Annotated in this window: 17 protein-coding genes and 1 tRNA gene (1 of these 18 running past the window's edge); 8 read left to right on the top strand and 10 right to left on the bottom strand. The window is 61.5% G+C overall.

Annotated features, from left to right (window positions below; all coding sequences use genetic code 11):
• The first annotated feature begins 95 nt into the window (after positions 1–95).
• Entirely contained in the window at positions 96–617 is a 522-nt protein-coding gene (locus NXT3_RS31710) for a hypothetical protein (RefSeq protein WP_158665350.1), read from the top strand.
• A 143-nt stretch (positions 618–760) separates the two neighbouring features.
• Here the strand turns inward: NXT3_RS31710 and NXT3_RS17710 are convergent, their stop codons facing one another.
• Entirely contained in the window at positions 761–1,066 is a 306-nt protein-coding gene (locus NXT3_RS17710; protein WP_104839781.1) for a hypothetical protein, read from the bottom strand.
• Positions 1,067–1,300: 234 nt separating this feature from the next.
• On the opposite strand from NXT3_RS17710, the gene NXT3_RS17705 reads away from it, so the two are divergent.
• Complete coding sequence (locus tag NXT3_RS17705; RefSeq protein ID WP_104839780.1) at positions 1,301–1,684, top strand: hypothetical protein; 384 nt, start codon at positions 1,301–1,303, stop codon at positions 1,682–1,684.
• Position 1,685: 1 nt separating this feature from the next.
• Complete coding sequence (locus NXT3_RS17700; protein ID WP_234828063.1) at positions 1,686–2,003, top strand: RNA polymerase subunit sigma-70; 318 nt, start codon at positions 1,686–1,688, stop codon at positions 2,001–2,003.
• 38 nt (positions 2,004–2,041) lie between these two features.
• On the opposite strand, the gene NXT3_RS17695 is transcribed toward NXT3_RS17700, so the two are convergent.
• The 3 genes from NXT3_RS17695 to NXT3_RS17685 all read right to left on the bottom strand — a co-directional run bounded on the left by NXT3_RS17695 (position 2,042) and on the right by NXT3_RS17685 (position 3,834).
• Positions 2,042–3,115, bottom strand: coding sequence for a KAP family P-loop NTPase fold protein (locus NXT3_RS17695; protein ID WP_104839778.1), 1,074 nt, complete (start codon positions 3,113–3,115; stop codon positions 2,042–2,044).
• 39 nt (positions 3,116–3,154) lie between these two features.
• On the bottom strand, positions 3,155–3,493 hold the full coding sequence (locus NXT3_RS17690) for a P-loop NTPase fold protein (protein WP_104839777.1): 339 nt from the start codon (positions 3,491–3,493) through the stop codon (positions 3,155–3,157).
• A gap of 264 nt (positions 3,494–3,757) precedes the next feature.
• Positions 3,758–3,834: transfer RNA gene (locus NXT3_RS17685), tRNA-Arg, on the bottom strand.
• Between the two features lie 211 nt (positions 3,835–4,045).
• Between NXT3_RS17685 and NXT3_RS17680 the strand changes: the two genes are divergently transcribed.
• The 4 genes from NXT3_RS17680 (at position 4,046) to metH (ending at position 10,624) form a co-directional block, all read left to right on the top strand.
• Positions 4,046–4,942: an ROK family protein gene (locus tag NXT3_RS17680; protein WP_104840028.1), complete on the top strand. Its 897-nt coding sequence runs from the start codon at positions 4,046–4,048 to the stop codon at positions 4,940–4,942.
• A gap of 75 nt (positions 4,943–5,017) precedes the next feature.
• Entirely contained in the window at positions 5,018–5,512 is a 495-nt protein-coding gene (locus tag NXT3_RS17675; RefSeq protein WP_104840027.1) for a heme-degrading domain-containing protein, read from the top strand.
• 11 nt (positions 5,513–5,523) lie between these two features.
• On the top strand, positions 5,524–6,681 hold the full coding sequence (pmi, locus tag NXT3_RS17670; protein WP_104840026.1) for a mannose-6-phosphate isomerase Pmi: 1,158 nt from the start codon (positions 5,524–5,526) through the stop codon (positions 6,679–6,681).
• A gap of 172 nt (positions 6,682–6,853) precedes the next feature.
• Entirely contained in the window at positions 6,854–10,624 is a 3,771-nt protein-coding gene (metH, locus tag NXT3_RS17665; protein WP_097526201.1) for a methionine synthase, read from the top strand.
• Positions 10,625–10,628: 4 nt separating this feature from the next.
• Here metH and NXT3_RS17660 read toward each other — a convergent pair whose 3' ends face one another.
• Genes NXT3_RS17660 through NXT3_RS17635 form a run of 6 tightly spaced genes read right to left on the bottom strand, consistent with a single transcriptional unit; the run spans position 10,629 to position 16,839 of the window.
• Entirely contained in the window at positions 10,629–12,224 is a 1,596-nt protein-coding gene (locus NXT3_RS17660; protein WP_097526202.1) for a GMC family oxidoreductase, read from the bottom strand.
• Positions 12,225–12,249: 25 nt separating this feature from the next.
• Positions 12,250–13,251, bottom strand: a complete 1,002-nt coding sequence (locus NXT3_RS17655; RefSeq protein ID WP_179864765.1) for a branched-chain amino acid ABC transporter permease — start codon at positions 13,249–13,251, stop codon at positions 12,250–12,252.
• Complete coding sequence (locus NXT3_RS17650; RefSeq protein ID WP_097526203.1) at positions 13,244–14,131, bottom strand: branched-chain amino acid ABC transporter permease; 888 nt, start codon at positions 14,129–14,131, stop codon at positions 13,244–13,246. The genes NXT3_RS17655 and NXT3_RS17650 overlap by 8 nt, the downstream gene beginning before the upstream one ends.
• Positions 14,132–14,134: 3 nt before the next feature.
• The gene (locus tag NXT3_RS17645; protein WP_037417375.1) at positions 14,135–14,836 is read right to left on the bottom strand and encodes an ABC transporter ATP-binding protein; all 702 of its coding nucleotides are present in this window, start codon (positions 14,834–14,836) and stop codon (positions 14,135–14,137) included.
• 1 nt (position 14,837) lies between these two features.
• The gene (locus NXT3_RS17640) at positions 14,838–15,620 is read right to left on the bottom strand and encodes an ABC transporter ATP-binding protein (RefSeq protein ID WP_097526204.1); all 783 of its coding nucleotides are present in this window, start codon (positions 15,618–15,620) and stop codon (positions 14,838–14,840) included.
• Positions 15,621–15,633: 13 nt separating this feature from the next.
• Positions 15,634–16,839 carry a beta-hydroxybutyrate-binding protein gene (locus NXT3_RS17635; RefSeq protein WP_097526205.1) on the bottom strand — a complete coding sequence of 402 codons (1,206 nt, stop codon included), beginning with the start codon at positions 16,837–16,839 and terminating at the stop codon, positions 15,634–15,636.
• Between the two features lie 241 nt (positions 16,840–17,080).
• Here NXT3_RS17635 and NXT3_RS17630 point away from each other — a divergent pair, with 241 nt between their 5' ends.
• Positions 17,081–17,955, top strand: partial view of a LysR family transcriptional regulator gene (locus tag NXT3_RS17630; RefSeq protein WP_104839776.1) — the 5' portion only. The gene runs 70 nt beyond the window's last position; only the first 875 of its 945 coding nucleotides appear in the window; the start codon lies at positions 17,081–17,083; its stop codon lies off the right edge, out of view.

Genomic DNA, 17,955 nt, shown 5'->3' with positions numbered 1-17,955 from the left:
TCGGCGGCAGGAGAAGGAAAGATTTCCGTGGACCAATCCCCCAGCCTTGCTGCAAATTGCAGTACGCTGAGATTCAACAGGAAACTTAACGACAAATGCGAAATAAGTATTTTTTTAGATTTGCCGCTATTTTTACAGTACTCTTCAGCGTCTTCCTATTCGATGCAGGGATTGGATATATTTCCTCTAAAAATTATCGCGCTTTGCTATTCGGCCTTACATGGAGGTCTGTTTTATTGCTGCTTTGGTGGGCTGCAATTTATAAGGCAATCGAATTTTACAATCTGATTTTAGGGCGAACGCCCAATGATTTAAGACTTAAAATCTTAATGGTGTCAGATATCATCTTTGTTCATTCATACATACTATTTTCGATGTACCTTTTCTACTATCATCCAAAAGTCTCTTCGGTGTCTACTGGAAATTCGCGAGGACCGCTGCTTGTGAAGGGCGAATACACCCTTCTGGGACTCCAAGAAGCCCTCTCCAACATAGGCTCTGCAACGTGTGCAGCAATAACGATTCACTTCATCTTTCTCATGCAGGTGCTAAAGACTAGCCGCAGCGGGACTTCGAGCGGAGAAACACGCATAGCGGCTAAAGGGGGGGATCGTTAAACTTGGAAGACATGCGGCCCCATGGACCCGCGCGAGGCTCACGCAGAAAATTTTTTTGGGGCCAAAGAACCGAGGTCGTTTGATCGTTGATGTTCGGGCGAGGGCTCCGACATATGACGATCTCAGGGCATATGCCGCAAAGATTAAGCCTGAGTCTTCTTTCTAAAAAGCCATCGGAAAAAGGCCCATACAGCGATCAAGGCGACGAAGGTGGCAACGGCGTTAACAGCAACAAAACTGCCATCCTGGTCTCCTAGCAGTTCGCGCTTGTACCGAACGATAGGCACCCGCACGAGCGTAAGCGCCATGGCCATGTACACGCCCCACTTAAATCTCACGTCACGGGAGGCCAAAATAAGAAAGGCAAATAGCCCGGCCATGAACAAGGCCGAAAACACACTCACGGGACCAAGCGTCAACTCATTCCAAATCGCAGTAAGCCTGTCCATCGATCGTCCTCTGGCTGTAATCGACCGATAACAGTGGCCGGTAAACGCCCTATGAACGCATTATGCCCGCCGAGGTAGCCTCGGGAATTCCGCTTGCAAATTCGAGAGAGGGAGTTTTTCCCGTCCGTCATGGAAAAAATCGCGGAGCCGAGGGCTGCGCGCCAAGGTTGAAATTCTGCGTCAATTGCTTTTTGATGGCAGAGGCGATCATTGCTCCATAGCCCGGAGACTTCAATGGATATGACCACCCCCGGCGGCCAGCTTTCTGCCCTGTCCTTCTTGGTGCTCTGGGTGTTGCTGGTAACCCTGCTCTTTAGCGGCGTACGTCATGGATTGAATGCAGAGCCAAAGGACGATGATCGGTCCAGCGCGCCGGATCGTTCTGTTGGACGCGTAGCTCGGTATTTGTTGGAATACGACAGAGAGCGTCGAGCCGCGGGTCTGGCTGTCGAGGCCAAAGCCAAATCCTATTTCGCGCGCCGCATTGGTAAAATCCATCTGGCAGCGCTGGCCTTCTTCGCCGTGACGACATTGTTTCTGATGATCTGGAATCTGCATGAGGCCAAGATGCAACGTGCACCTCAAATCCAAGTCACATCGCCGTCGCAAGCACGTTGAAATGACCTATTCGCGCCAGACAGGAGGTCGACCGCCCCATCAACCGGATGAAGAGCTGCGCATGGTCGTCGAACTGCTGGCCGGTGCCGCCGTCCCGCAAGCGGAAATTTGTGGTGTGCTTGAGATCGATCCGAAGACATTGCGACGTCATTATCGTCGGGAGCTTGATCGGGGTGCGGCCAAAGTCGAAGCCGCGCTGGTTATGCATCTTCACCGCATCGCGAGCGGCAGCGATGGCACAGCGCTACGGGCAATCCAGTTCGCGCTTCGTGCAAGATTCGGCTGGAGTGAATTCACGTCTCTGACGATTTGCCGTTGATCTGCTATTCGCCCGACACCTGAAGGCGACGGCCCAGATCAGACATTATCCGAGGTTTTGATCATCATTCGCCCTGCGTTTGCGACAATGCCCAAGATTTCGGTCTGAATGCTCGGCTTCTTAGGATCGACTTGGATTCCGTTGTGTTCCCCATCGAACACCGACGCTACATAGTCAGCTGCTATGCTGTCCCCAGATCGGCGTCGGTCGTTCCTAACTTCCTCAAGACTCCGGAAGATCGAAGTGGCGTGTGCATAGATTTCGCCAAACTTTATAGAGCGATCGACCGTTTTTCCCTCGAAGTTCCTGCGGACGAAGCGCTCGATAACCCAGCGCTTTAGAGCGGGCAGTGCCGTTTGGGGCCACTCCGCTTTTCCCGAAAGATAAAAATGAGCGCATGCGGGGAGGACGAGTGAGATGTCCGCTGGCAACTCATGGGGCCACGCCGTTGCAGTGGCGTCGATCATCTCGACCACTTGAACGACCGCACGTAAATCGAGGTCAAACGCCTTGCATCCCAAAGCGATCGCTTCTGATAGCCTATCTTCCGGCGCTTTTAGTTTTGCCTTTGGAAGATTTGCACAGAGGCTTTCGACCATATTCTCAATCGACGGCTTGTCGAAAACATAGGTACGGTCGAAGAACCTCTTGAGATACCGAAAACCATCGAAGCCAGGGCCATATGCGCCTGCTATGCTATGCTGCAGCTGATCGGAATTTGTAGCAAAGACGAAAATCACACCTTCAACGTCAAAGAGGTGTTTCACGCGCTCAAGGAGCTGGACTGCGTACGTGGGCCTGCACCTGTCTAGTTCATCTACCAGAACGAAGAACGGCGCATTTTTCTCAGCGGATAGTGCTGCTATCGATATCTGCAGTTTCTCACGGAAATCCGTCGTCGCCTGATTGGTCCGCTGAAAACCTTCGATCAAGGCCTCCAGAGAAGAGTCGAAAAGCTTTTCCAGTTCTCCGGATACGGCTTTTGAACCTTCGTCAACCGCGGTTTCGATAGCATCAGCAAGCGTACCTTCATCTGCAACGATATCGGTCAGCTCATCCAGTGAAACGCCTGTGTGCTTTTTCAGGAGCCCCTTTGCGATCGCGCCTGTCATTCGAAGCGCGATTGCGCCGCCGCTGGATTTTGTCGCGGATCACGCTTTGCGTACCCTTCCCGGGTCGCGAATGTAGGGGGCAAAAGCGTCGTCGATCGCGGCCATTATTGCCACATAGGGATCTTGGGCATGGTCATCGCGCCAAGCGTTTATCGAGGCAACCAAGTGACCGCGCGACTTGATATCCGCTGCCAATCCCTCAAGGAAAAATGTTTTGCCACCACCCCACTCCGAATCGACGTTCAAGACGTACGAGGCAGTGCGACCGTCGGCTAGCCGCTTCTGATACTGGCCTACAAGAAAATTGTAGAGGAATTCAGCGTCGTTCTTGCGTCCCAGACGATCATTTACCCAATGATCAGCTGTTGCGGTGCTCATGCCAGTTATCGCCCCTGCTGGTGGTCTACTTCGTCGAGGGTGGCAGATTGGCCGATTCGCAACAATAGGATGACAGCCGCTGTGGCAGCATGGGCGCGGCTGAAATATGGATTGGCAACTTGTGGGGCGAAGTCTCTATTTCGACGGCGCGGGCATAGCCGACAGGATGCCACGAACGCCGCCGTATTAGCCAATCGTTAGCCCAAACGCCTTTACGAAGGCATTTCCGGCTTTTTTTGATCCCACTAAGCGGTTGAAAATAAATGGTGATCCCGGCGCGATTCGAACGCGCGACCCCCAGATTAGGAATCTGATGCTCTATCCTGCTGAGCTACGGGACCACTCGGCATAGACCCATACAAAAGCGAGACCTGTTCGCCAAGTGTTTTTGCGCCTCGGCCGGCGATTTGCCCCGTGTGGAGGCCGATGCGCCGATGCGAAATCATGGGGCTAGCGTCATCGACGGGGTGGATGCTAAGCAGGGGCCGGCGGCGGCTGGAGGAGATGCCGCCCTTTCCCGCAGCTACATCCATCCTGGGACCTGATCCGCGCATGTTCATCGGAATCGATTGGGGCGGCACCAAAATGGAAGTCATCGCGCTTAGCCGCGATGGCGAGACGCGTGCCCGGCATCGCGTCGCAACCCCGACCAGCGGCTATGACGCGTGCATCCGTGCCGTGGTCGATCTCGTCGCTGCCGCCGAAGAGACGGCCGGCGAACGCGGGTCGATCGGCATCGGCATTCCCGGCAGTCCCAATCCGCGGACCGGGATCGTCCGCAACTCCAACGCCGTGCTCATCAACGGCAAGCCGCTCGGGCGCGACCTCGAGGCCGCGCTGGGACGCAAGGTGCGGCTTGCCAACGACGCCAATTGCCTGGCGGTCTCCGAGGCGGTCGACGGGGCCGGCAAGGAGGCGCATGTCGTCTTCGGCATCATCGTCGGCACCGGCCATGGCGGCGGGCTGGCGATCGGCAAGAAGGTGCATGCCGGCTATCAGGGCATCGCCGCGGAGATCGGCCATTATCCGCTGCCCTGGATGACCAGGGACGAATATCCCGGCCACAAATGCTGGTGCGGCAAGCTCGGCTGCCTCGACATGTATGCCTGCGGCACCGGGCTCGAACTCGATTATCGCCTGACGACCGGCACCGACCGCCGCGGCCGCGACATCATTGAGGCGAAGCGGTCCGGCGATCCGGTGGCGATCGGCGTCTACCAACGCTTCGTCGACCGGCTTGCCCGCAGCCTGGCGCTTCTGACCAATATCGTCGATCCGGACGTTTTCGTGCTCGGCGGCGGCATGTCGAATGTCGACGAGATCTACGGCGAAGTGCCTGGGTTGATCACCAACTACCTGTTCGGCGACAGTTTCGAGACGCCGATCCGCAAGGCGGTGCACGGCGACAGTTCCGGCGTGCGCGGCGCCGCCTGGCTGTGGAAGGAATAGGGCGTGCCGAGACTTGGCGGCGGCAGGCCAGAGGAGGCATCGCCCTCCAATTCGATCATGACAAGCGGAGGCATCATGAACATCGACAATGATCTGCGCCGGATTACGCGCCAGGAACAGGAGTTGCAGTTCGAGGGCTTCGATCTCGAAACGGCCTGGACGCTCGGATCGACGCTCCGCCGCATGGCGGCCGAGCGCAGGCTCGGCGTCGTCATCGACATCACGCTGTTCTCCATGCAGGTCTTCTATACGGCGCTCGACGGCGCGACGCCGGACAATCCGAACTGGGTGCGGCGCAAACGCAATACGGTCTTCCGCCTGTTCAAGAGCAGCTACTCCACCGGCCTCAGCCTCCTAAAGCAGCAGACCAACCTGCAAGCCAAGCTCGGCCTGCCGGATGCCGAATATGCCGCGCATGGCGGCAGCTTCCCGATCGTCGTGAAGGGAACCGGCTGCGTCGGCGCCGTCACCGTGTCGGGCTTGCCGCAGCGCGACGACCACAATCTGGTCGTCGAGGCGCTCGCCGAGCTCCTCGGCGCGAATCATGACGAGCTGAAACTCGAAACCTGATGAGCGGACCGATGGACATTTCATTGCAGGCGACGGAGCTCGGCCGCTGGCTCGCCGAAGCCGCTTTGCCGCTCTGGCGCGATAAGGGGTTCGATGCGGCCGGCGGCGGCTTCGTCGAGACGATCGACATGGCCGGCGAGCCGACGCGGGCCGATCGCCGCTCTCGCGTCCAGCCCCGCCAGGTCTATTGCTTCGCGGAGGCGGGGCGGCGCGGCTGGCACGGCGACTGGCGCTTGGCCGCCGAAGGTGGGCTATCTTATTTCGATCGGGTCTACCGGCAGCCGAGCGACTTCTATGGCGCGCTTGCCACTGCCGACGGGGAGATCGTCGATCCGTCCTTCGACCTCTACAACCAGGCCTTTGCCCTGCTTGCCTTCGCTTATCTCGCCGAGGTGATCCCGGAGCGGAAGGCCGAGATGGTGGGGCGCAGCAACGATCTGCGACAGAGGCTGGAGGCTCATTGCAAGCATCCGGTGGCGGGTTTCGAGGAGGATAATCCGCCACGCCTGCCGCTCGGCTCCAACCCGCATATGCACCTCTTCGAGGCCTGCCTCGCCAGCGAAGCGGTGGACGGATTCGATCGGGTCGCCTGGGCCAATCTCGCCGACGAGATCGCCCATCTGGCGATGGATTGCTTCATCGACGCCGAGACCGGTGTGCTGCGCGAGTTCTTCGATCACGACTGGACACCCTTTCCGGGCGAAAAGGGTCGCATCGTCGAACCCGGCCACCAATTCGAATGGGCTTGGCTGCTCCTGCGCTGGGCGGAACGGCGCGGCAATGCGGAAGCGATCGTCAAGGCGCGCCGGCTTTTCGAGATCGGCGAAGCCCACGGCATTTGCCCGAAGCGCGACGTGGCGGTCATGACCCTCTTCGACGACCTGTCGGTTGCCGATCCGGTGGCACGGCTCTGGCCACAGACGGAATGGCTGAAGGCGGCGATCCGCTTTGCCGCGCTCGGGGACGGCAGCGAACGGCAACGCTACCTCGCCTCAGCCTCGCGCGCGGCCGCGGCGCTGCAGCGCTTCCTGGAAACGCCGATCCGCGGTCTCTGGCGCGACAAGCAGAAGGCGGACGGCGGCTTCGTCGACGAGCCCGCGCCGGCCAGCAGCTTCTACCATATCCTCTGCGCGATCTATGAAGTGGAGGATTGCCTGAAGCGGATGTGAAGCATCGATTCCGGTTTTGCCTTTGATGGCCCGCCCCGCCCGCGGCGGGCTTTTTGTTGCGCCTCTGTTTGCCTCTGGCCAAAATTGTGATCGGATCGTATGTTGACATAAAGATATCTTTATGTGACTTAATCCACAAAGCTTTTGTCGTTTTCAGAACGGGAGACTTCCCATGTCCGCCGCGTCCCTCTTCGGAGATCTCTCGCCCAGGCCCGACGGCTCGGAAGTCTTCCGGGCCCTCAATCGGGCGGCAAGCGAACGCATCCTGATCATGGATGGGGCGATGGGGACCGAGATCCAGCAGCTCGGTTTCATCGAGGATCATTTTCGCGGCGAGCGCTTCGGCGGCTGCGCCTGCCACCAGCAGGGCAACAATGATCTGCTGACGCTGACGCAGCCGAAGGTGATTGAGGAGATCCATTACCGCTACGCTCTTGCCGGCGCCGACATCCTCGAAACCAACACCTTCTCCTCGACACGGATCGCCCAGGGCGATTACGGTATGGAGGACATGGTCTACGAGCTCAATCGCGACGGCGCGCGGCTCGCGCGCCGAGCGGCGAAGCGCGCCGAGGCGGAGGACGGACGGCGGCGCTTCGTCGCCGGTGCGCTCGGGCCGACCAACCGCACCACCTCGATCTCGCCCGACGTCAACAATCCCGGCTATCGTGCCGTCAGCTTCGACGATCTGACGCTTGCCTATGCCGAACAGGTCCGCGGCCTCATGGATGGCGGTGCCGATATCATCCTGATCGAGACGATCTTCGACACGCTGAACGCCAAGGCAGCGATCTTCGCGACGCAGGAAGTGTTTGCCGAGAAGGGGATCCACCTGCCGGTGATGATCTCCGGCACGATCACCGATCTCTCCGGCCGGACGCTATCCGGCCAGACGCCGACCGCGTTCTGGTATTCGGTGCGCCATGCGGCGCCCTTCACCATCGGCCTCAATTGCGCGCTTGGCGCCAGTGCGATGCGCGCCCATATCGACGAGCTTTCGACCGTCGCCGACACGCTCGTTTGCGCCTACCCGAATGCCGGCCTGCCGAACGAATTCGGCCGCTACGACGAGAGTCCCGAGGCGATGGCGGCGCAGATCGAGGAATTTGCCCGCGACGGCCTCGTCAACATTGTCGGCGGCTGCTGCGGCTCGACGCCGGCCCATATCCATGCCATCGCCGAGGCGGTCAAAAAATATCCGCCGCGCCAGGTGCCGGAGATCGAATGCCGCATGCGGCTCTCCGGCCTCGAACCCTTCACGCTCACAGACGAGATTCCCTTCGTCAATGTCGGCGAACGCACCAATGTCACCGGCTCGGCGAAGTTCCGTAAGCTGATCACCGCCGGCGACTATGCCGCCGCACTGGACGTAGCGCGCGACCAGGTGGCTAACGGCGCGCAGATCATCGACATCAACATGGACGAGGGACTGATCGATTCGACCCGCGCCATGGTCGAGTTCCTGAACCTCGTGGCTTCCGAGCCGGATATCGCCCGGGTACCGGTGATGATCGATTCCTCCAAATGGGAGGTGATCGAGGCTGGCCTCAAATGCGTCCAGGGCAAGGCGCTGGTGAACTCGATCTCGCTGAAAGAAGGCGAGGAGGCGTTTCTGCATCATGCGCGGCTGGTGCGCGCCTATGGCGCCGCGGTCGTCGTCATGGCCTTCGACGAGAAGGGCCAGGCCGACAGCAAGGTGCGAAAGGTCGAGATCTGCCGGCGCGCCTATCGGCTGCTGACCGAAGAGGCGGGCTTTCCGCCGGAGGACATCATCTTCGACCCGAACATTTTCGCGGTCGCTACCGGCATCGAGGAACACAACAATTACGGCGTCGACTTCATCGAGGCGACGCGGGAGATCATCGCGACGCTGCCGCATGTGCATGTCTCGGGCGGCGTGTCGAACCTGTCCTTCTCCTTCCGCGGCAACGAGCCGGTGCGCGAGGCGATGCACGCGGTATTCCTCTACCATGCGATCCAGGCCGGCATGGACATGGGCATCGTCAATGCCGGCCAGCTCGCCGTCTACGATGCGATCGATGCGGAGCTTCGCGAGGCCTGCGAGGACGTCGTGCTCAACCGTCGCGCCGATGCGACCGAGCGCCTCCTGGAACTCGCCGAGCGCTATCGCGGGCAGGGCGGTGCACAGGGCAAGGAGAAGGATCTCACCTGGCGCGAGTGGCCGGTCGGCAAGCGGCTCGAACATGCGCTCGTCAACGGCATCACCGAATTCATCGAGGCCGACACGGAAGAGGCGCGGCTTGCCGCCGAGCGTCCGCTGCACGTCATTGAGGGTCCGCTGATGGCCGGAATGAACGTGGTCGGCGACCTCTTCGGCGCGGGCAAGATGTTCCTGCCGCAGGTGGTCAAGTCGGCGCGCGTGATGAAGCAGGCGGTGGCCGTTCTGCTGCCTTACATGGAGGCTGAGAAGCTTGCCAATGGCGGCGGGGGAACGCGCGAGAGCGCCGGCAAGATCCTGATGGCGACCGTCAAGGGCGACGTGCACGATATCGGCAAGAACATCGTCGGCGTCGTGCTTGCCTGCAACAATTACGAGATCATCGACCTCGGCGTCATGGTGCCCTCGGCAAAAATCCTCGAAGTGGCAAGGCAGGAGAAGGTCGACGCGATCGGGCTTTCCGGGCTCATCACCCCGTCGCTCGACGAGATGGTGCATGTCGCCTCCGAACTGGAGCGCGAAGGCTTTGACATTCCGCTCTTGATCGGCGGCGCGACGACCAGCCGCGTGCACACGGCGGTCAAGATCAATCCGCGCTACAGCCTCGGCCAGACCGTCTATGTCACCGATGCCAGCCGCGCCGTCGGCGTCGTATCGAGCCTGCTTTCGCCGGAGGCAAGCGACGCCTACAAGCAGACGATCCGCGCCGAGTATCTGAAGGTCGCCGACACCCATGCGCGCAACGAGGCGGAAAAACGCCGCCTGCCGCTGTCGCAGGCTCGCGCCAATGCTCAGAAGCTCGACTGGAATGCGCATCAGCCGAAGACGCCCGCCTTCCTCGGCACGCGCGTCTTCGAGAGCTGGGACCTGGCGGAGCTTGCCCGCTATATCGACTGGACGCCTTTCTTCCAGACCTGGGAGCTGAAGGGCGTCTATCCGCGCATTCTCGACGACGAGCACCAGGGGCCGGCGGCGCGGCAGCTCTTTGCCGACGCGCAGGCGATGCTCGAGAAGATCATTGCGGAAAAATGGTTCAGGCCGAAGGCGGTGGTGGGCTTCTGGCCGGCAGGCAGCGCCGGCGACGACATCCGCCTCTTCACCGACGAGACGCGCAAGCGGGAGCTTGCCACTTTCTTCACGCTCCGGCAGCAATTGACGAAGCGCGATGGGAGACCGAACGTTGCCCTCGCCGATTTCGTCGCTCCGGTCGACAGCGGCAGGCACGACTATCTCGGCGGTTTCGTGGTGACCGCCGGCATCGAGGAAGTGGCGATCGCCGAGCGCTTCGAGCGCGCCAATGACGATTATTCCTCGATCCTGGTCAAGGCGCTGGCCGACCGCTTCGCCGAGGCCTTTGCCGAGCGCATGCACGAATGTGTCCGCAAGGAGCTCTGGGGTTACGCTCCGGACGAATCCTTCGCGCCGCAGGAACTGATCGGCGAGCCCTATCAGGGCATTCGCCCGGCGCCCGGCTATCCGGCACAGCCGGACCATACCGAGAAGGAGACGCTCTTCCGTCTGCTCGACGCCGAGGCGGCAATCGGCGTCAGCCTGACGGAAAGCTACGCGATGTGGCCGGGTTCGTCCGTTTCCGGTCTCTATATCGGCCATCCGGACGCCTATTATTTCGGCGTCGCCAAGATCGAGCGCGATCAGGTCGAGGATTACGCGACACGCAAGCGCATGAATGTGCGCGAGGTCGAGCGCTGGCTATCACCGATCCTCAACTATGTGCCGATGCCGGAGGCCGAGGCCGCCGAGTAGGCGGCTACCCGTTTACCGCGAGGATCATCCCAGCCGCCTTCTCGGCGATCATGATGGTCGGCGAATTGGTGTTGCCGGAGGTGATGGTCGGCATGATCGAGGCGTCGGCGATGCGCAGGCCTTCAACGCCGCGCAGGCGCAGTTCAGGATCGACGACGCTCTCCGGATCAGCCCCCATGCGGCAGGTTCCGACCGGGTGGAAGATCGTCGTGCCGATATCGCCGGCGGCTTGCTTTAGCTCATCATCGGTCTCGTAGCTCGGTCCGGGCTTGAATTCGACCGGCCGGTAGCGGGCGAAGGAAGGCTGCGAAACGATGCGGCGGGTGAGGCGGATCGCCTTCACGGCGACGTCCCGGTCGGTTTCGGCCGTTAAATAGCGTGGGCGGATGTCGGGCGCGGCGGCAAAATCGGGCCCCTTCAGGTGCACCGAGCCGCGGCTTTCCGGCCTCAGGTTGCAGACGCTGGCGGTGATCGCCGGGAAGGGGTGCACCGGCTCGCCGAATTTTTCGAGCGTCACCGGCTGGACATGATACTGCAGGTCCGGCGTCTCCTTCTCGGGGCCCGAGCGCGTGAAGATGCCGAGCTGGCTCGGCGCCATGGCCATCGGCCCGGAACGGCGGACGAGATATTCGAGGCCGATCGCCGCCTTGCCGAGGACCGAGCTCGCCTTCTCGTTCAGAGTCGGAACGCCGGTGACCCTGTAGGCAAGACGCAGTTGCAGATGATCCTGCAAATTCTCGCCGACGCCGTGCAACGCGTGATGCACTTCGATCCCGTTGGCGCGGAGGATTTTCGGATTGCCGATGCCGGAAAGCTCGAGAATATGCGGCGAGCCGATCGCACCGGCGCAAAGCACCGTCTCGCGGCGAGCGTGCGCGCGCTTGGTCGTGCCGTCGTGCTGGAACTCGACGCCGGCGACACGCCTCGCTTCGAGGATCAGCTTGCGGACATGCGCCTTGGTCAGGATCGTCAGATTGCGCCGGTGCCTGGCAGGTTTCAAAAACGCTTTGGCGGTGTTCCAGCGGATGCCGGAGCGCTGGTTGACGTCGAAATAGCCGGAGCCTTCGTTGCTGCCGCGGTTGAAATCGTCTGTTTCGGGAATACCCGCCTCGGCTGCTGCCTTCTGGAAGGCGTCGAGTACCGCCCAGCGAACGCGGGCCTTTTCGACCCGCCATTCGCCGCCGGCGCCATGCATGTCGTCGGCGCCGCGATAGTGATCCTCGGATTTCCTGAAGAACGGCAGCACCTCGTCCCAGCTCCAGCCGGCGCAGCCAAGCTGACGCCAGAGGTCGTAGTCGCGCGCCTGGCCGCGCATGTAGATCATGCCGTTGATCGAAGAGCAGCCGCCGAGCACCTTGCCGCGCGGATAGAAAAGCGACCGGCCGTTGAGGCCATCCTCAGCGGCCGTGGTGAAACACCAGTCGGTGCGCGGATTGTTGATGCAATAGAGGTAGCCGACAGGAATGTGGATCCAGTGATAATTGTCGCTGCCGCCCGCTTCGAGCAGCAGCACGCGATGCGCCGGATTTTCCGACAGGCGGTTGGCGAGGACGCAGCCGGCGCTCCCCGCTCCGACGACGATGTAGTCGAACGTTTCCATGGGCTTTCTCTTGTCGGACCGCGCGTCAGTGCTTGTGCCGGTGCTCGAAGCCGAGCCGGCGGCCCAGGCGGGAATTATAGAACTCGCCGACGATGCCGCGGCGGAAAACGAGCACGCAGACCATGAAGACGACGCCGGTGATGATCGTCACCGGAAATTCCGAGGTCGCCAGATAGTTCTGCAGCGTCACCACCAGTGCGGCGCCGAAAAGCGGTCCGATCAGCGTTCCGATGCCGCCGAGCAAGGTCATCAGAATGACCTCGCCAGACATCTGCCAGCCGACATCGGTCAGCGTCGCGAACTGGAAGACCAGCGCCTTCAGGCCGCCGGCGAGACCGGTCAGTGCAGCCGACATGACGAAGGCGGCGAGCTTGTAGTTCCGCACCGAATAGCCGAGCGAGATGGCCCGCGTCTCGTTTTCGCGGATCGATTTCAGGATCATGCCGAAGGGCGAATTGATGATCCGCCAGATGATGGCGATGCCGATGACGAAGACGGCGAGTACGAAATAGTACATGTTCGAGGACTGCGAGAGGTCGACGAAGCCGAACAGATGGCCGCGCGGCACCGACTGGATACCGTCCTCGCCATGGGTGAACCCGGCCTGCAGGCAGAAGAAATAGAACATCTGCGCCAGCGCCAGCGTGATCATCGCGAAATAGATGCCCTGGCGGCGAATGGCGAAGAAACCGATGACCACGCCGAGAAGGGCGGCGCCGACAACGCCGACGAGGATGCCGAGTTCGGGCGGCACGCCCCATTCCTTGACCGCATGCGCGGTGAAATAGGCCGCACCGCCGAAGAAGGCAGCATGGCCGAAGGAGAGCAGCCCCGTATAGCCGAGCAGCAGATTGAAGGCGCAGGCGAAGAGCGCGAAACACAGGATCTTCATCAGGAAGACGGGGTAGAAGAACAGCGGCGCGAGCAGGAGAAGCGCGAGGCCGAGCCCGAGAAACACCGTCTGGGCGACGATGGGGGTGCGTTCCTTCTGCTTCTGAAGTTCGAGTGTCAGCGTCATGTCAAGCATCCCGGCCGAAGAGGCCCGCGGGTCTCAGGAGTAGAACGATGGCCATGATCACGAAGATCACGATATTGGAGGCCTCCGGATAGAACACCTTGGTCAGCCCCTCGGCGACGCCGAGCAGGTAGCCGGTGACGATCGCCCCCATGATCGAGCCCATGCCGCCGACGACCACCACCGCGAAGACGACGATGATGATGTTCGAGCCCATCAGCGGCGACACCTGATAGATCGGCGCGGCGAGCACGCCGGCGAGAGCGGCGAGCGCCGCGCCGAGGCCATAGGTCAGCGTCAGCAGGAAGGGCACGTTGATCCCGAAGGATTGCACCAGCACCGGATTTTCCGTCGCCGCGCGCAGATACGAGCCGAGCTTCGTCTTCTCGATGACGAGCCAGGTGCCGATGCAGACGACGAGCGAGAAAACGATCGCCCAGCCGCGATAGACGGGCAGGAACATGAAGCCGAGATTGGCGCCGCCGGTCAAAAGCGCCGGTGTCGCATAGGGCTGACCGGAGGCGCCGTAGAGATAGCGGAACGTGCCTTCGACCGTCAGCGCCAGGCCGAAGGTGAAGAGCAGGCCGTAGAGGGGATCAAGCGAATAGAGCCTTCTCAGCATGGTGCGTTCGATGGCGGCGCCGAGGAGACCGACGAGAAGCGGTGCGAGGATCAGCGCCGGCCAATAGCCGATGCCGAAATGCGCGAGCAGCAGCCAGGCGACGAAGGCCCCGAGCATGTATTGGGCGCCGTGGGCGAAGTTGATGACGCGCAGCAGGCCGAAGATGATGGCGAGGCCGAGACTCAGAAGCGCATAGAAGGAGCCGTTGATGAGGCCGATCAGCAGCTGACCGAGAAACGCCTGAAGCGGGATACCGAAGATCATCGTCATCACTTACACCCCGAGGATGTCGTGCAGCATGTCCATGCGCGCGGAAAGCTCCGAGATCGGAAACTCGCCCGCCACCTTGCCGTGGTCCATCAGATAGAAACGGTCGGCGACCTTGCTGGCGAAACGGAAATTCTGCTCGACGAGGAGAACCGTCATGCCGCGCTCCTTGAGTTTCTTCAGCACCTCGCCGATGCGCTGGACGATGACCGGGGCGAGGCCTTCGGTCGGCTCGTCGAGCAGCATCATCCTGACCCCGGTGCGCAAAATCCGGGCGATCGCCAGCATCTGCTGCTCGCCGCCGGAAAGTTTTGTGCCCTGGCTGTTGCGGCGTTCGTGGAGATTGGGAAAGAGCTCGAAGATCTCGTCGATCGTCATGCCGCCTTCGGCGACGGCCGGCGGCAGCAAGAGGTTCTCGTAGACGGAGAGGGTCGAGAAGATGCCGCGCTCCTCGGGAACGAAGCCGATGCCGCGGTGGGCGACGCGATGGAGCGGCACGCGGATCAGGTCCTCGCCGGCAAAGGTAATCTCGCCCTTGCGCTCGCGCACGATGCCCATGATGGCGCGCAGCGTCGTTGTCTTGCCGACGCCGTTGCGGCCGAGCAGCGTCACCATCTCGCCCTCGCCGACGGTCATGTCGACGCCGTGGAGGATGTGGCTCTCGCCGTACCAGGCGTTGAGGCCGGAGACCTTGAGAAGCGGTTTCATCTCAGGCCTCCTCCGTGCCCATATAGGCGGTGCGCACGCGCGGGTCCTCCGACACCGTCGCATAATCGCCTTCTGCAAGAATCTCGCCGCGCTGCAGCACGGTGACGTGGTGGCAGAGCGTGGCGACGACGGAGAGATTGTGCTCGACCATCAGCACGGCGCGCTCGCGCGCCACCTCGCGGATGATTTCGGCCACCATGCCGACATCCTCGTGGCCCATGCCGGCCATCGGCTCGTCGAGCAGCAGGACCTTCGGGTCGAGCGCCAGCGTCGTGGCGATCTCGAGGACGCGCTTGCGGCCATAGGAAAGATCGGCGGCCACCGCATTGCGCTCCTTTTCGAGCCCAACGGCGCGGATCAATTGATCGGCCTTGCCGTTCAGGGTGTCGAGCGCCGAAAGCGGTTTCCAGAACTGGGTCGCCAGCCGGTTCGGCCGCTGCAGGGCGACGCGGACATTGTCGAGGACCGTCAGGTGCGGAAACACAGCCGAGATCTGGAACGACCGCACCAGGCCCATGCGGGCGACCTTGTCCGGCGCGGTGTTGGTGATGTCCTCGCCGAGCAGCGTGATGGTGCCGTCGGTCGGCTGCAGGAACTTTGTCAGCAGGTTGAAGACGGTGGTCTTGCCGGCCCCGTTCGGGCCGATCAGCGCATGCACGCGGGCATGATGAACGTCAAGGTCGACGTCCTTGACGGCGGTGAAGCCGCCGAAGTCGCGGCGGAGACCGCGGGCGGACAGAACCACCCGCGGCCTTCCATTCTCAAGAGGCGCGTCGACGCTCATCGCTCGGCGCCGGTCAGGATTTCACGAGGTCGCAGCCGCTCTGGGCCGGATCGATGAAGGCCTCCTTGCCGGGGATGGTCGCCAGAACCTTGAAGTAGTCCCAGGGCTCCTTGCTCTCGTCCGGCTTCTTGACCTCGAGCAGGTACATGTCGTGGATCATCCGACCGTTCGGCGCCACGGTGCCGTTCTGTGCGAAGACGTCGTTCACCGGCATTGCATGCAGTTCCTTGGCGACCGCGTCGGCATCGTCGCTGCCGGCCTTTTCGATCGCCTTCAGATATTGCGTCACGGCGGAATAGGTGCCGGCATGGACCATATTCGGCATCTTGCCGGTGCGCTCCATGAAGCGCTTGCCGAACTTGGCGCTTTCGGCGTCGCGGTTCCAATAGAAGCCCTCCGTGAGCGTCAACCCTTGCGCCGCCTCGAGCCCGAGGCCGTGGACCTCGGCAAGCGTGAAGAGCAGCGCCGCCAGGCGCTGACCGCCCTGGACGATGCCGAACTCGGCCGCCTGCTTGATGGCGTTCGAGGTGTCGAGACCGGCATTGGCAAGCCCGATCACCTTGGCACCGGAGGATTGCGCCTGCAGCAGGAAGGACGAGAAGTCGGTGGTGGCCAGCGGATGGCGCACCGCTCCGACGACCTTGCCGCCGTTTTCCTTGACGTAGTTGCCGGTGTTTTCCTCGAGCGAATAACCGAAGGCGTAGTCGGCGGTCAGGAAGAACCAGCTATCGCCGCCCTGCTTGACGAGCGCGCCGCCCGTGCCGACGGCCAGCGAGTGGGTGTCATAGGCCCAGTGGAAGCCATAGGGACTACATTGCTTGCCGGTAAGCTCCGTCGTCGCCGCGCCGGTGACGATGTCGATCTTCTTCTTCTCCTTCGAGATCGCCTGTACCGCGAGCGCCACCGATGAGGTGGTGAGTTCCATGATGCTGTCGACCTGCTCGGTGTCATACCATTGCCGGGCAATGTTGGAGGCGATATCGGGCTTGTTCTGGTGGTCGGCGGTCACGACTTCGATAGGGACGCCCAACACCTTGCCGCCGTAATCCTCGACCGCCATCAGCGCCGCCTCATAAGAAGATTTGCCACCGAAATCGGCATAGACGCCGGACTGGTCGTTCAGAATGCCGATCCTGACCTTGCCGTCGGACGCGTCGGCAAGAGCGGCGGTGCTGCTGGCGAGCAGCATTGCAAGCGTGGCGATCACTTTCTTGTTCATCTGTCCTCCTCCCGAGGATGTCCAGGGTGATGCTGGCCGTCATGCGCAAACACATAGGGCCCGGCGGTGACCTTTCGAGGCCCCGACCGTTTCTCGTATCGCTCTGTTCAAATTTGGCCAGACATGCTCCTCAACAGCTGGCCTCGAAGTTTAACATCCAGAAAATTCTACTTGGAAGCAAGCAGGTCAAACCGTAAATTGCAAACAGCATCTGTTCATTTTTGAACAGAAGGGAGGCGGAATGAATCCGAATTTCACCTGGGACGACCTGCAGTTCTTCCTTGCGGTGGCGCGCACCGGCCAGCTTTCGACCGCGGCGCGGCGTTTGAGAACCAGCCATGCGACGGTCTCGCGCCGTATCGACCGGCTGGAATTTGCCCTCAAGGTCAAGCTCTTTGAACGCAATCCGCGTGGCTACGTGCTGACCGGCATGGGCCAGCGCTTCGTCGAGACGGCCGAACGGATCGAGCGGGAAACGGAGCAGCTGCAGCTCGACATCAGCGACGGCATGACCGCCCAGCGCGGCGTCGTGCGGCTGAGCACGCTCGAGGGCTTCGGCAATTTCTTCCTTTCCGACCGGCTTGCCGACTTCGCCGGCCGCTATCCGAATATTTCGCTGGAGCTTGTGGCGATTCAGCAGATCATGTCCTTGTCGCGCAAGGAGGCCGATATTGCCGTGGCGCTCGCCGCGCCCAAGGCGGGCCCCTATCATTCCGAGGTGCTGACGCCCTATACGCTGCATGTCTATGGAGCGCGAAGCTATCTCGCCCGGCATCCGATGATCCGGACGCGCAATGACCTGAGTTCGCACCGCTTCGTCGGCTATATTGAGGATATGATCTTCACGCCCGGGCTCGACTATCTCGGCGAGATCCAGCCGGGCCTGCGCGCCCATTTCCAGAGCTCGAGCATCCTGACGCAGCTGAAGGCGGCGCGTCAGGGCCTCGGCCTCTGCGTCTTGCCCTATTTCATGGCCAAGAACGAAGCCAATCTCGAGATCGTGCTGCCGGACGAGATCGAGCTGAAACGCACCTATTGGCTGATCTGCCATCGCGACCTGATGGCGATGCCGCGGGTGAGGGCCGTACGCGATTTTCTGGTCGAAGCGGCGAGGGA

Source organism: Sinorhizobium fredii, from assembly GCF_002944405.1.
Taxonomy (GTDB): domain Bacteria; phylum Pseudomonadota; class Alphaproteobacteria; order Rhizobiales; family Rhizobiaceae; genus Sinorhizobium; species Sinorhizobium fredii_C.
This window is presented reverse-complemented; position numbering and strand designations above follow the sequence as displayed.

Coding starts and splice junctions, on each gene's coding strand:
- NXT3_RS17710 (WP_104839781.1), bottom strand. CDS start 1,066: ATGGACAGGCTTACTGCGATTTGGAATGAGTTGACGCTTGGTCCCGTG.
- NXT3_RS17695 (WP_104839778.1), bottom strand. CDS start 3,115: ATGACAGGCGCGATCGCAAAGGGGCTCCTGAAAAAGCACACAGGCGTT.
- NXT3_RS17700 (WP_234828063.1), top strand. CDS start 1,686: ATGACCTATTCGCGCCAGACAGGAGGTCGACCGCCCCATCAACCGGAT.
- pmi (WP_104840026.1), top strand. CDS start 5,524: ATGGACATTTCATTGCAGGCGACGGAGCTCGGCCGCTGGCTCGCCGAA.
- NXT3_RS17705 (WP_104839780.1), top strand. CDS start 1,301: ATGGATATGACCACCCCCGGCGGCCAGCTTTCTGCCCTGTCCTTCTTG.
- NXT3_RS17655 (WP_179864765.1), bottom strand. CDS start 13,251: ATGCTTGACATGACGCTGACACTCGAACTTCAGAAGCAGAAGGAACGC.
- NXT3_RS17640 (WP_097526204.1), bottom strand. CDS start 15,620: ATGAGCGTCGACGCGCCTCTTGAGAATGGAAGGCCGCGGGTGGTTCTG.
- NXT3_RS17680 (WP_104840028.1), top strand. CDS start 4,046: ATGTTCATCGGAATCGATTGGGGCGGCACCAAAATGGAAGTCATCGCG.
- NXT3_RS17635 (WP_097526205.1), bottom strand. CDS start 16,839: ATGAACAAGAAAGTGATCGCCACGCTTGCAATGCTGCTCGCCAGCAGC.
- NXT3_RS17690 (WP_104839777.1), bottom strand. CDS start 3,493: ATGAGCACCGCAACAGCTGATCATTGGGTAAATGATCGTCTGGGACGC.
- NXT3_RS31710 (WP_158665350.1), top strand. CDS start 96: ATGCGAAATAAGTATTTTTTTAGATTTGCCGCTATTTTTACAGTACTC.
- metH (WP_097526201.1), top strand. CDS start 6,854: ATGTCCGCCGCGTCCCTCTTCGGAGATCTCTCGCCCAGGCCCGACGGC.
- NXT3_RS17650 (WP_097526203.1), bottom strand. CDS start 14,131: ATGACGATGATCTTCGGTATCCCGCTTCAGGCGTTTCTCGGTCAGCTG.
- NXT3_RS17645 (WP_037417375.1), bottom strand. CDS start 14,836: ATGAAACCGCTTCTCAAGGTCTCCGGCCTCAACGCCTGGTACGGCGAG.
- NXT3_RS17675 (WP_104840027.1), top strand. CDS start 5,018: ATGAACATCGACAATGATCTGCGCCGGATTACGCGCCAGGAACAGGAG.
- NXT3_RS17660 (WP_097526202.1), bottom strand. CDS start 12,224: ATGGAAACGTTCGACTACATCGTCGTCGGAGCGGGGAGCGCCGGCTGC.